Origin of the sequence: Amycolatopsis sp. NBC_00355, from assembly GCF_036104975.1 — a bacterium.
GTDB lineage: Bacteria > Actinomycetota > Actinomycetes > Mycobacteriales > Pseudonocardiaceae > Amycolatopsis.
The window spans coordinates 1211067-1224268 of record NZ_CP107982.1 but is presented as its reverse complement, the minus strand read 5'-3'; the positions used below and the strand labels follow the sequence as shown (position 1 = coordinate 1224268).

At 73.2% G+C, this 13202-nt stretch carries 4 protein-coding genes; 3 read left to right on the top strand and 1 reads right to left on the bottom strand.

Features of this window, described 5'->3' with window-relative positions:
• The first annotated feature begins 144 nt into the window (after positions 1-144).
• From OHS18_RS05035 to OHS18_RS05025, 3 genes are read left to right on the top strand one after another with little or no spacing between them, the layout of a single operon-like run.
• Entirely contained in the window at positions 145-1554 is a 1410-nt protein-coding gene (locus tag OHS18_RS05035; protein WP_328616111.1) for a glycosyltransferase, read from the top strand.
• Positions 1555-1579: 25 nt separating this feature from the next.
• A complete protein-coding gene (locus OHS18_RS05030) occupies positions 1580-2569 on the top strand; it encodes an ATP-binding cassette domain-containing protein (RefSeq protein WP_328455598.1) in 990 nt (329 codons plus the stop codon).
• Positions 2559-3326 carry an ABC transporter permease gene (locus tag OHS18_RS05025; RefSeq protein ID WP_328616110.1) on the top strand — a complete coding sequence of 256 codons (768 nt, stop codon included), beginning with the start codon at positions 2559-2561 and terminating at the stop codon, positions 3324-3326. Before OHS18_RS05030 ends, OHS18_RS05025 begins: the two co-directional genes overlap by 11 nt.
• Positions 3327-3550: 224 nt before the next feature.
• Here OHS18_RS05025 and OHS18_RS05020 read toward each other — a convergent pair whose 3' ends face one another.
• Complete coding sequence (locus tag OHS18_RS05020; RefSeq protein ID WP_328616109.1) at positions 3551-13195, bottom strand: SDR family NAD(P)-dependent oxidoreductase; 9645 nt, start codon at positions 13193-13195, stop codon at positions 3551-3553.
• Positions 13196-13202 lie beyond the last annotated feature (7 nt).

Below are 13202 nucleotides of genomic sequence, written 5' to 3'. Positions count from 1 at the left end.
CGCGCGCGGGAGTGGTCGATTCGGTCCGCGAGTCGGCCGCTCCCCCAGCGCCGCGGACCGCGCGCAACAGTAGGTAAATCACGGAAACCCCGCTGTTACGGTCGCCCGGTCCGCGCGCCCCCCGTCCGTGAAAGGTGCTCGACCATGAGCCGAGATCGGCGCCCGATCCTCTTCGTCAGCTCGCCGGACAGCGGACTGATCAACCCCCAGCTGGTGCTGGCGGCCGAGCTGTCCCGGCGGGACGTTCCCGGCCTGTACTTCGCCACGAGCGACAACCGCCGTGAGGAGGTCGAAGCGATCGGCGCCGACGGGACCGGCAGCACGGTCGCGTTCCGCTCGCTCGGCGCGCCGATCCCCGAGCTGTCCTCGGGCGCCTGGGACGACGAGACCTACGCGGCCGTCACCCAGCAGTCCCGCTGGAAGGCGCACAAGGCGCTGATGCGCCAGACCTTCGACACCCGCTTCCGCAACGCGACCTACCGCGCGCTCGAGGAGATCGTCCGCGAGGTCGAGCCGGCGCTAATGGTGATCGACTCCCTGCTGCACGCGGGTTTCGAGCTGGCCGTCACCTACGGGATCCCGTACGTCGTCAGCGCGCCGTTCTCGCCGAGCAACCTCGTCAACAAGCTCCCGAAGACCTTCCCGGCCCCGCACTCCGGGCTGCCGCTGGACATGACGCCCCAGCAGCGCCGGGAGAACAACGCCTTCCGCCGCCGCCGAGGCCGTCTCTTCATCGCGGATTCGCTGCTGCGCAAGCGGGTCGTCGAGTACGTCAAGTCCAACAAGGAGCTGGGCGTGTCCCGCCTGGCCGCGAAGTACACCTCGCGCATCGACCAGGCCCGGCTGGTGTTCAGCTACACGCTGGCCGAGCTCGACTACCCGCTCGAGGTCCCGGAGCACTTCCGGATGCTCGGCGCGATCCTGCCGCCGATCCCGGAGCTGCCGGACGAGCAGGACGTCAAGGGCTGGCTCGACCGGCACGAATCCGTGGTGTACATGGGGTTCGGCACGGTCGCCCGGCTGGGCGCGACCGAGGTCGCGAACCTCGTCGAGGTCGTGCGGCGGCTCTACGGCGACCACTCCGTGCTCTGGCGGCTGCCGGCCGCGGCCCACAAGCTCCTGCCGGACGACCTGCCGTCGAACCTGCGGATCGAGAAGTGGCTGCCGTCGCAGCTGGACGTCCTCGCCCACCCGCACGTGCGCGCCCACTTCACCCACGGTGGCGGCAACGGGTTCGTCGAAAGCCTCTACTTCGGCAAGCCGCTGCTGACCCGCCCGCTGTTCGTCGACTGCTACGACCAGGCCGTGCGCGGCCGGGACCTCGGCGTCGGCCTGGTGGTCGACCGGCCCGAGATCGTCGACGTCGACGACACCGTCGCGAAGCTGGCCGAGGTGCTGCGGAACCCGGAGTTCACCACCCGGGCCCGGGAGATCGCCCGGCTGCAGCACGAGCCCGGCCGCGGCCGGGAAGCCGCCGCCGACCTGCTGCTGTCCCTCGTCGCGGACGAGCACACCGCACCCTCACCCACCCCGTCGGCCCGGCTCGCCCGGTGACCGGCCGGCGCACCCGGAGGTATCGATGATCAAGGCCCAGGGGCTGGCCCGGACCTTCACCGCGCAGGGCCGCACGGTCGAGGCGGTGCGCGGGGTCGACCTGGACGTCGGCGCCGGCGAGATCGTGGCGTTCCTCGGCCCGAACGGCGCCGGGAAGACCACGACCATGCGGATGCTGACGACGTTGATCAAGCCGACGGCCGGCACGGCCACCATCGCCGGCGCCGACCTGCTCACCGAACCGACGAGCGTGCGCCGGCACATCGGCTACGTCGCCCAGGGCGGCGGCACGGTCGAGGAGCGCAAGGTCAGCGAGGAGCTGGTGCTGCAGGGCCGGTTGTACGGCCTGAACAAGACCGACGCGACCGAGCGGGCGCGGGAGATCTCGCACCAGCTCGACCTCGACGGCCTGCAGGAGCGCCTCACGGTGACGCTCTCGGGCGGCCAGCGGCGGCGGCTCGACCTGGCGCTCGGCATGGTCCACAGCCCGACGCTGCTGTTCCTCGACGAGCCGACCACCGGCCTCGACCCGCAGAGCCGCGCCCACCTGTGGAGCCACATCCGGCGGCTGCGCGACGAGCAGGGCGTCACCGTGTTCCTCTCGACGCACTACCTCGACGAGGCCGACGCGCTGGCCGACCGGATCCAGATCATCGACAACGGCGTGATCGTCGCCGAGGACACCCCGGACGCGCTGAAGTCGCGGCTGCTCGGCGACGGCGTCGAGGTCACGGTGCCCGAGGAGCTCGCGGACCACGCCGAGCTGGTCGTCGCCGGGCTGGGTTCGGCGGAGCGCCTGCGGCGCGACGGCGCGACCCTGCACTTCCAGGTCGCGCACAGCGAGGAGGTCCTGTCGCCGCTGGTCCGGGCGCTGGACCAGGCGGACATCCCGCTGGTCGCCCTGCGCGTCCAGCGTCCGACGCTCGACGACGTCTTCTTCACCCTGACCGGCCGGAGCCTGCGCGAGCCGGCCGCCGCCGGACTCGAACCCGACGGAGTGACCGATGCTGCGTGAAGCGATCCTGATCTACCGCAGCGAACTCGCGGTCACGCTGCGGAACAAGCCGTACCTGATGATGGGCATGATCCAGCCGGTGCTGTACCTGGTGCTGTGCGGGCCGCTGCTGGCGGTGCTGGTGACGCGCGCGCCGGGCACCCCGGCGGGCACGTCGTGGGTGGACCTGACGCCGGCGCTGATCGTCCAGATCGCCGCGACCAACGGCATCTACGGCGGCTACATCCTGCTGAGCAACCTCCGCAACGGCACCCTGGACCGGCTGCGCGTCACCCCGGTCAGCCGGACGTCGCTGAGCCTGGGCAAGGCGCTGCCGTCGGTGACGCTGTCGCTGATCCAGAGCGTGATCATCCTGGTCCTGGCGGGCGGCGTCTTCGGCGTCTCGCTGAGTATCGTGGGTGTGCTGCTGGTGCTGGCGATCGCGGCGCTGACGTCGATGACGATCGCCTGCTGCTCGCACGCGATCGTGCTGAAGCTGAAGAACGAGGACGCGTTCTCGTCGCTGGTGAACATCGCGATCCTGCCGCTGACGCTGCTGTCGGGCATCCTGCTCCCGATCACCCCCGACCGCGCGCCGACGTGGCTCTACGTCCTCTCGCGTCTCAACCCCCTGGCGTACATCGTGGACATCAGCCGGGCCAGCTTCCGCGAGACGCTCCCGCTGGTCCCGACGTTGATGGGCGCGGTGGTCATCATCGCGCTGGCGGCGTTGGCCCTGCGCTGGAACACCCGCACCTTCCAGACCGAGACCGCCTGAGTTTCGCTTCACAGCCGGGCCGGGGACACGTTCCCCGGCCCGGTTTTCTGCTGCCCGCACCGTGTCGGCCGTTCCGGTACCGGCAGGCTCGCGTACCCAGACAGTCGGCTCGCGTACCCAGAGGGTCGGCTCGCGTACCGGGACGGTCGGCTCGCGTACCTGGACAGTCGGCACAATGGAACGGGGCCGTCGGCGTTAGCCGGCGGCCCCGTTTCGTTGTGGGGTTAGGAGAGTTCGGAGTCGATCAGGCGGAACAGTTCGCCGTCGCTGGCCGAGTCCAGGGAGTCGAGGAACTCGTCGCCGCCGGCGTCCAGGCGGTCCAGCAGCGCGCGGAGGCGGGTGGTCAGGGTGCTCACCGCGGCCGGTGGGAGGTCCGGGGTTTCCGTCAGGTGCTCGAAGCGGGTCAGTTCGGCCAGGACGCGCTCCGCGGTGTCGGTCGCCTCCGGGCTCAGGAGGTCGCGCAGGTGCTCGCTCAGGTCGCGGGGGTTGGGGTGGTCGAACAGGACCGTCGCCGGGAGGGTCAGGCCCGTCGCGTAGCTGAGGCGGTTGCGCAGCTCCACCACCGTCAGGGAGTCGAAGCCGATCTCGGTGAAGCCGACGTCCGGGTCGATCGCCTGCGGGGTGTTGTGGCCCAGCACGCTGGCCGCCAGTTCGCGGACCAGCCCCAGCAGCTCCTTCTGCTGCGCCGCGGGCTCGAGGTCGCCCAGCTGCGGCACGAACGACCGCAGGCCCTCTTCGCTGATCTTGGCCGTGCGGCGGACCTTCGGGACCAGGCCGTGCAGCACCGGCGGGACGACGTGGCCGCGCAGGATCGCGAGGTCCAGGGCCACCGGGACGATCGTGGCCGCGCCGGAGCGAACCGCCGCGTCGAACAGGGCCAAGCCCTCCTCCGGACGCAGGCGCCGCATCCCGGACTTCTCCAGCCGCTGCGCGTCGACGTCGGCGAGCGTGCCCGCCATGCCGTCCGCCTGGGCCCACGGCCCCCACGCCAGCGACAGCGCCGGCCGACCCTCGTCGCGCCGCTGTTCGGCCAGTGCGTCGAGGAACGAGTTGGCCGCGGCGTAGTTGCCCTGGCCGACGCCGCCGAGCAGGCCGCTCGCCGACGAGTACAGGACGAACGCCGAGAGGTCGAGATCGCGGGTCAGGTCGTGCAGGTGCCAGGCGCCGTCGACCTTGGGGCGCAACACCTTCTTCAGCCGCGCCGGGGTCAGCGAGCCGACGACGCCGTCGTCGAGGACGCCGGCCGTGTGCACGACCGCCGTCAGCGGGCGGTCGACGGGCGCCGACGCGAGCAGGTCCACGACGTCCTCGCGGTCCGACGTGTCGCACGCGGCGACCCGGACGTCGGCGCCGAGTTCCTTCAGCTCCGCCACCAGTTCCGCAGCTCCGGCGGAGCCGAGTCCGCGACGGCTGGCGAGCAGCAGGTGCCGGACGCCGTGGGTGGTGACGAGGTGCCGGGCCAGCAGGCGGCCCAGTCCCCCGGTGCCGCCGGTGACGAGCACCGTCCCGTCACCGAGGTCGAAGTCCGCAGCCGCCGCGGCAGGCGCTCGCACCAGGCGAGCCCGGTGCGGGACGCCGTCGCGGACCGAGATCTGGGTCTCCCCCGACGCCACGATCACCGGCAGCAGGTCCGCGTCGGAAGTCCCGAGGTCGGCCAGCAGGAACCGGCCCGGGTTCTCCGACTGCGCGGCCCGGACCAGCCCGTGTACCGCGGCAGCGACCGGGCCGCCGCCGCGGGTGACGAACACCGCCGGGACGCCGTCAAGGCCGTCGGCAGCCAGCAGGAGCTGCAACTGGTCTAAGACGGTCGCGGTCGCCCGGTGCGTGACGGCGGCCAGGTCGTCGCCCTCGGTCGCGACCGGGATGACGAGCACCGCGTCGTCGCTCGCCGCGGCCACCAGACCGGGCAGGTCGGCGTGCGTTTCGGCGTCCGGGAAACCCGCGGCGTCGCCGAGCACGAGCCAGCGGGCCGCCCGAGGCGACGGCGTTTCGGGCAGCGGCGTCCACTCCAGGTGGAACAGCGAGTCGGAGCCCGACTCCCGCGGCGCGACAGCGGCTTCGCCGAGCACCACCGTCTCCGCCGAGGCGACCAGCGCGCCGGCGGCATCGGTGAGGTCGAGCGTGATCGTGTCTTCGGCCGTGCGCCGGACGTGGACGCGAGCGGCCGCCGCGCCGGTGGCGTGCAGCGCGAACCGCGTCCAGCCGGTCGCCGCGCGGGAAGTCGAATCCAGCAGCGACACGGCCTGCAGCGCCGCGTCGAGCAACGCCGGGTGCAGCCCGAACTTCGCGGCGTCGTCCTGCCGCTCGGCGGGCAGCGCGATCTCGGCGAACACCTCGTCCGCGCCCAGCCACGCCGTCCGCAGACCGCGGAACGCGGCGCCGACGACGTGCCCGCGCTCGGCAAGCCCGTCGTAGAAGTCCCCGAGATCGACCTCGGTCGCGTCCGGCGGCCACGTCGGATCGACCGCGGGTTCACCGGCGCCCATCGAGAGCCGGCCGGACGCTGTCCGCGTCCACGACGCCTCACCGACCCCCTCGGGCCGGGTCCAGATGGTCAGCTCCCGGTCACCGGCAGGACCAGCGGCCCCGACGACGACCTGGGCGTGCACCCCGCCGACCGGCGGGAGGGTCAACGGCGTCCCGATGGTCAGCTCGTCGACGACGTCGCAGCCGACCTCGTCACCCGCCCGCACGGCGAGTTCGACGAACCCCGCCTCCGGGAACACGATCGTCCCCTCGACCGTGTGGTCGGCGAGCCACGGCTGCACCTGCGGCGACAGCGCGCCGGTGAACAGGAACCCGCCGGACTCCGGCAGCGCGACCCCGGCGCCGAGCAGAGGGTGCTCGGCGGAATGCAGACCAGACAGGCGCAGGTCGCCGCCCGCGCCGTGGAACCCCTCGGGCCAGTACCGGTCGGCCGCGAAGGGGTAGGTGGGCAGGTCGACCGGGACGCCGCCGCCGAAGAACGCGGCCCAGTCCAGGGGCACGTTCCGGGCGTGCAGGCGGGTCAGCGCGGCGGTCAGCGCGCGGCACTCGTCGCCGTCGGCGCGAACGGCCGCGACGACCTCCCCCGTGTCCTCGGCCAGGCTGTCGGCCGCCATCGCGGCGGCGACGCCGTCCGGGCCGACGTCGAGGAACGTCGTCGCCCCCGCCTCGGCGAGCGTGGTGACGGCGTCCGCGAACCGCACGGCCTCACGCGCCTGGCGCACCCAGTACTCCGGCGAGTCCAGCTCGGTCGCGAGGACGCCGGTGACGCCCGAGACGACCGGGATCGACGGCGCCGCGAATTCCAGCTCCGCCACGACCTTGCCGAACTCGTCCAGGGCGGGCTCGATCAGCGGCGAGTGGAAGGCGTGCGAGACCGACAGCCGCCGCGTCTTCGCGAAGTGCGCACCCAGCGCGAGCACGGCTTCTTCGGTGCCGGAGACGACAACGGAACGCGGGCCGTTGAGAGCGGCGATCGCGACGTCGTCGGTGAGCAGCGGCCGGACCTCGTCCTCGGTCGCCACGAGCGACAGCATCGCGCCGCCGGGCGGCAGGGCCTGCATGAGGCGACCACGCGCGGCGACCATCCGGCACGCGTCGGCCAGGCTCAGCACGCCGGTGACGTGCGCGGCCGCGATCTCGCCGATCGAGTGTCCAGTCACGAAGTCCGCCTGCACACCCCACGACTCGAGGAGCCGGTAGAGCGCGACTTCGAAGGCGAAGATGGCCGGCTGCGCGTACCCGGTCTCGTTGAGCAGATCGGTCTGCATCACCTCGCGCAGCGGGCGGTCGAGTTCGACGTCGAGGTGGGCGAGCACGGCGTCGAGCGCGTCGGCGAACACCGGGTACGCGGCGGCGAGGTCGCGGCCCATGCCCGGGCGCTGGCTGCCCTGTCCGGCGAACAGGATCGCGAGCTTCCCGCCGGCCGGGCCGGCCGCGGTGGGCGCCCGGGTTCCGCGCGCCAGCACGGTGAGGCCGTCGAGGAGTTCGTCCCGGTCGCCCGCGACGAGACCGGCGCGGTGGTCGAACTGCGCGCGGCTTGCCAGCGCGGCGGCCAGGTCGGCGACGGCGACGTCCGGGTGCTCGGTGACGTACGAGGCGAGACGCTCGGCCTGCGCCGCGAGCCGCTCGGGCGTGCGAGCCGAGACCACCACGGGCACGGGACCGACGACCGAAGCAGGCGTCGATTCCAGGACCGTGGCTTGTTCCAGGATCACGTGCGCGTTGGTGCCGCTGACGCCGAACGACGACACACCGGCGCGGCGCGGCCGCCCGGTCTCGGGCCAGTCCTGCTGGTCGGAAAGCAGGGTGACGGCGTCGGGCTGCCAGTCCACTTTGGACGTCGGCGCGTCGAGGTGCAGGGTCTTCGGCAGCACGCCGTGGCGGATGGCCTCGACCATCTTGATCACCCCGGCGACGCCGGCGGCGGACTGCGAGTGGCCGATGTTGGACTTGATCGAGCCGAGCAGCAGCGGCCGTTCGCGGCCGGTGCCGTAGGCGGCGATCAGGGCCTGGGCCTCGATCGGGTCGCCCAGCTGCGTGCCGGTGCCGTGCGCTTCGACGGCGTCGACCTCGGTGCTGGTCAGGCCCGCGTTGGCCAGGGCCTGGCGGATGACGCGCTGCTGCGACGGCCCGTTGGGGGCGGTGAGGCCGTTGGACGCGCCGTCGGAGTTGACCGCGGTCCCGCGCACGACGGCGAGCGGGGTGTGGCCGTTGCGGACGGCGTCGGACAGGCGTTCCAGCAGGAGCAGGCCGGTGCCTTCGGACCAGCCGGTGCCGCCCGCGGCCTCGTCGAACGACCGGCAACGGCCGTCGGCCGCGAGGCCGCCCTGGTAGCTGAACTCGACGAACGCGCTGGGCGTCGCCATGACGGTGACGCCGCCGGCGACGGCCAGCGAGCACTCCCCGGACGCCAGGGCGCGCGCGGCCATGTGCAGCGCGACCAGCGAAGACGAGCACGCGGTGTCGACGGTGACCGACGGCCCTTCCAGGCCGAAGAGGTAGGAGATCCGGCCGGACAGGACGCTAGTGGCGGCGCCGGTGAGCAGGTGCCCGGCGAGTTCCGGTGGCGGCGAGTAGCCGTTGCCGGAGCCGCCGACGTAGACGCCGGTGTCGCTGCCGCGCAGGCTGTCCGAGCCGATTCCGGCGCGTTCGAACAGCTCCCAGGCCGCTTCGAGGAGCTGGCGCTGCTGCGGGTCCATGGCGAGCGCTTCGCGGGGTGAGATGCCGAAGAAGCCGGCGTCGAAGTCGGCGACGCCGTCGACGAACCCGCCTTCCTGGACGTAGGACATGCCGCCGCTGAGGCCGAGCAGGTCCCAGCCGCGGTCGACGGGGAACTCGGTGATCGCGTCGGTGCCGTCGGCGACGAGGCGCCACAGGTCCTCGGGCGAGCGGACGCCACCCGGGTAGCGGCAGCTCATGCCGACGATGACGATCGGGTCGCCGTCGACGATCCCCGACGCCGCCGGGGCGGCCGTGAGGTCGCCGCCTCCGAGCAGTTCGGTCGCCAGCAGGCGCGCGACGGCGTCCGGGCGCGGGTGGTCGAACACGAGCGTGGAGGGCAGCGTGAGGCCGGTCGCGGCGTTGATCCGGTTCCGCAGCTCCACCGAGGTGAGCGAGTCGAAGCCGAGGTCGCGGAACGGGCGGCGGGCCTCGATGGCGGCGCCGCCCGCGTAGCCGAGCAGGCCCGCGACCTGGTCGCGGACGAGGTCGAGCAGCGCGTCTTCGCGTTCACGCTCGGACAGCCCACGCAGCCGGTCCAGCAGCGCCGACGCGGTCGAGACGGCGTCGGCGGACGGCCCTTCCGCCAGTTCACGTACCTCGGGCAGTTCGTCGAGCAGCGTGCCCGCGCGGCGGGAGGTCAGGGCCGGGACGAACCGGTCCCACCGGACGTCGGCGAGCACGACGGCGGTGTCGTCGTGGGCGACGGCCTGGCCCAGCGCGAGCAGCGCCTGGTCCGGGTCGAGGGGAGGCAGGCCGCGGGCTCGCAGGAACTCGGCGGTCTCTTCATCGGCGGCGACGCCGGTGCCGGCCCACGCGCTCCAGGCGATCGACGTCGCGGCCAGGCCGCGGTCGCGGCGGTGGCGGGCCAGGGCGTCCAGGCCGGTGTCGACGGCGGCGCGGTCGCGCTGGCCTTCGGCGCCCCAGATCGCGGACACCGACGAGAACAGCACGAACGCTTCGAGGTCGTGGTCGTGCAGCACGTCGTCGAGGAGGACGGCGGAGTCGTAGGCACCGGCTTCCGCCATCCCGGCGGTGTGCAGCACGGCGGTCAGGGGCCGATCCTCGGGCACGGTGGCGAGCAGGGCGGTCAGCGCGTCGCGGTCGGCGAGGTCGTCCGGGCCCGCGTGCAGGACGTGGGCGTCGGTGAGCCAGCGGGTGACGTGCTTGCCGAACCCTTCGTGGCCGCCGGTGACCAGGACGGTGCCGTGCGGGCGCCACGGCTCGGCCGCTCCCCCGGCCGCGGAGCGGACCAGCCGGCGGCCGAACAGGCCGGAGGCGCGCACGGCGACCTGGTCTTCGGGCCCGCCGACGGCGGCGGCGAACCGGGCCGTGGCCCGGGCGTCAAGCATCTCGGGCAGGTCGATCAGGCCGCCCCAGGCGCGCGGGAACTCCAGGGCCAGCACCCGCCCGGCGCCCCAGAGCGCGGCGCGGGCGGGGTCGTGCACCGGCTCGGACCGGCCGACCGACACCGCGCCGCGGGTGACGCACCACAGCGGCACCACGGCCTCGGCTTCGGCCAGCGCCTCGGTGAGCGCGGCCGTGGTGGCGAAGGACGTCCCGTCGAGGTCGAGCAGCGAGAGGACGCCGGTGTAGTCCTGACCCGGCAACGCTTCGCGCAAGACGTCGACGGCGTCGGTCTCGACGCGGACCTGGACCGCGTTCAGTGTGTCGAGGGCTTCCGCGATGTCGGCGGGCAGGTCGGCGGGGACGAGCGCGAGCCACCGGCCCGGCGCGGACGTCTCGACCGACAGCGGCTTCCAGGTGATGCGGTAGCGCCAAGCGTCCACAGCGGACTGTTCGCCACGGCGGCGGCGCCACGACGAGAGCGCGGGCAGCACGCGGGTGAGCGCGTCCTCTTCGACGTCGAGGGTGGTGCTGAGCGCGGCGAAGTCGGCGTCGTCGACGGCGGTCCAGAACTCGGCCTCCGCCGGGTCCGCGACGGCGTCGGCCGAGGCCGGCTCGGGCCAGTAGTACTCGTGCTGGAAGGCGTAGGTGGGCAGCGGGACGATCCGCGCGCCGGTGGCCAGCAGCGTCTTCCAGTCCGGGCTGACGCCGCGGACGTGCGCCTCGGCGACCGAGGTCAGGAACCGGTCGAGGCCGCCGTTGTCACGGCGCAGGGTGCCGGTGACGACCGCGCGGGCGTCGGCGGACTCGGCGGTGTCCTGGATCGCGACGGCCAGCACCGGATGCGAGCTGATCTCGAAGAACACCTGGTAATGCAACGAAAGCAGCTCGCGGACGGCGTCTTCGAAGCGGACGCGCTGACGCAGGTTCCGGTACCAGTAGGCGGCGTCCATCTTGGTCGTGTCGAGCCAGTCGCCGTCGACCGTGGAGAAGAACGGGATGTCCGACTGGCGCGGCGCGAGCCCGGCCAGCGCGGTGTGCAGCTCCTGCTCGATCAGCTCGACGTGCGCGGAGTGCGACGCGTAGTCGACGTCGACGCGGCGGACGCGGATCTCGGCCGCGGTCAGCTCGGCGATGAGCTGCTCCCCCGCCTCCGGGTCCCCGGCGACGACGACGGACGCCGGGCTGTTGACCACGGCGACCGACAGCTTGTCCGCATAGGCCTCGAGCCGCGTTTCGACGTCGGCGACCGGCAGCGCCACCGAGATCATGCACCCGGCACCGGCCAGCCGACGCGCGATGGCCTGGCTGCGCAACGCGACGACGCGGGCGGCGTCGGCCAGGCTCAGCGCGCCGGACACGCACGCGGCCGCGATCTCGCCCTGGGAGTGACCGACGACGGCGTCCGGCCGGATCCCGGCGGACTGCCACAGCGCGGCCAAGCCGACCATCACGGCGAACGACGCGGGCTGGATGACGTCGACCCGGTCCAGCTTGGGCGCGTCGGCGGCACCGCGCAGGACGGCGGTCAGCGACCAGTCGACGTGGGCGGACAAGGCTGCGTCGCACTCGGCGATCCGGGCCGCGAACACCGGCGACTCGGCCAGGAGCCGCGCGCCCATGCCGGCCCACTGCGCGCCCTGGCCGGGAAAGACGAAGACGATCTGGCCGTCGACGTCGGCGGCGCCGGTGGTCACCGCTGGGTCCGGGGTGCCGGAGGCGAGTGCCGCGAGGCCCACGCGGGGGTCGTCGGCGACGATCACCGCGCGGTGGTCGAGCGCGGCGCGGGACGCGGCCAGCGACCACGCGAGGTCGGGCGCGTCGAGGGCGCCGTCGCCGAGGTGGACGAGCAGTCGGGCGGCCTGGGCTTTCAACGCGGCTTCGGTGCGGCCGGCCAGGACGAACGGGCGGACGCCGGCAGGCGCGGTTTCCCCGGCGGTCGCTTCAGCCGGGGCGGCCTGTTCGAGGATGACGTGGGCGTTGGTGCCGCTGATGCCGAACGACGAGACGGCGGCGCGGCGCGCGCGGTCCACCTCAGGCCAGGCGGTGTTCTCGGTGACGACCTCGACGGCGCCCGCGGTCCAGTCCACCTGGGACGACGGGCCGTCCAGGTTGACCGACTTCGGCACCACGCCGTGGCGCAGCGCCTGCACCATCTTGATCACGCCCGCGACCCCGGCGGCCGCCTGGGTGTGGCCGATGTTCGACTTCACCGAACCCAGCAGCAGCGGCGTCTCGCGGCCGCGGCCGTAGGTGGCCAGCAGGGCTTGCGCCTCGATCGGGTCACCCAGCGGCGTCCCGGTGCCGTGGCCTTCGACGACGTCCACATCGGACAGTCCGAGCCCGGCGCCGGTCAGCGCTTGCCGGATGACACGCTGCTGCGACGGGCCGTTGGGGGCGGTGATGCCGTTGGACGCGCCGTCCTGGTTGACCGCGGAGCCGCGGAGCACGGCCAGGACTTCGTGGCCGTTGCGACGCGCGTCCGTCAGGCGCTCCAACATGACCAGGCCGACACCTTCGGACCAGCCGACGCCGTCCGCGGCGTCCGCGTAGGACTTGCAGCGGCCGTCGCGCGCGAGGCCACCCTGAGCGGAGAAGTCGACGAACGAGCCCGGCGTCGCCATGATCGTGACACCACCGGCCAGCGCGAGATCGCAGTCGCCCGCGCGCAGCGCCTGCGCGGCCCAGTGCATCGCGACCAGCGAAGACGAGCACGCCGTGTCGATCGTGACGGCCGGACCTTCGAGGCCCAGCGCGTAGGAGACGCGGCCGGACATCACGCTGCCCGCCGTGCCGACGCCGAGGAAGCCGAGGGCCTCTTCGGGGAACTGCGCGCCCTGGCCGTAGTCGTGGTACATCACCCCGGCGAACACGCCGGTTTTGCTGCCGCGCAACGAAAGCGGGTCGACGCCCGCGCGTTCGATGGCCTCCCACGACGTCTCCAGCAGGAGGCGTTGCTGCGGGTCCATCGCCAGGGCCTCACGCGGCGAGATGCCGAACAGGCCGGGGTCGAACTTCCCGGCGCCGTCGACGAAACCGCCTTCGCGGACGTACGAGCGGCCACGCTCGGAGCCGAACAGGCTGTCAAGGTCCCAGCCGCGGTCCTCCGGGAACCCGGCGATGCCGTCCCCGCCGTCGAGGACGAGGTCCCACAGGTCTTCCGGCGACCGCACGCCGCCCGGGTAGCGGCACGCCATCGACACGATCGCGACCGGTTCCTGCTCCGCCGACTCGAGCTCCTCGACCCGCTTGCGCGTCTTGGCGAGGTCGGCGGTGACCCACTTGAGGTATTCGACGAGCTTCTTGTCCTCGGTCATGGCGGCC

Coding starts and splice junctions, on each gene's coding strand:
- OHS18_RS05035 (WP_328616111.1), top strand. CDS start 145: ATGAGCCGAGATCGGCGCCCGATCCTCTTCGTCAGCTCGCCGGACAGC.
- OHS18_RS05030 (WP_328455598.1), top strand. CDS start 1,580: ATGATCAAGGCCCAGGGGCTGGCCCGGACCTTCACCGCGCAGGGCCGC.
- OHS18_RS05025 (WP_328616110.1), top strand. CDS start 2,559: ATGCTGCGTGAAGCGATCCTGATCTACCGCAGCGAACTCGCGGTCACG.
- OHS18_RS05020 (WP_328616109.1), bottom strand. CDS start 13,195: ATGACCGAGGACAAGAAGCTCGTCGAATACCTCAAGTGGGTCACCGCC.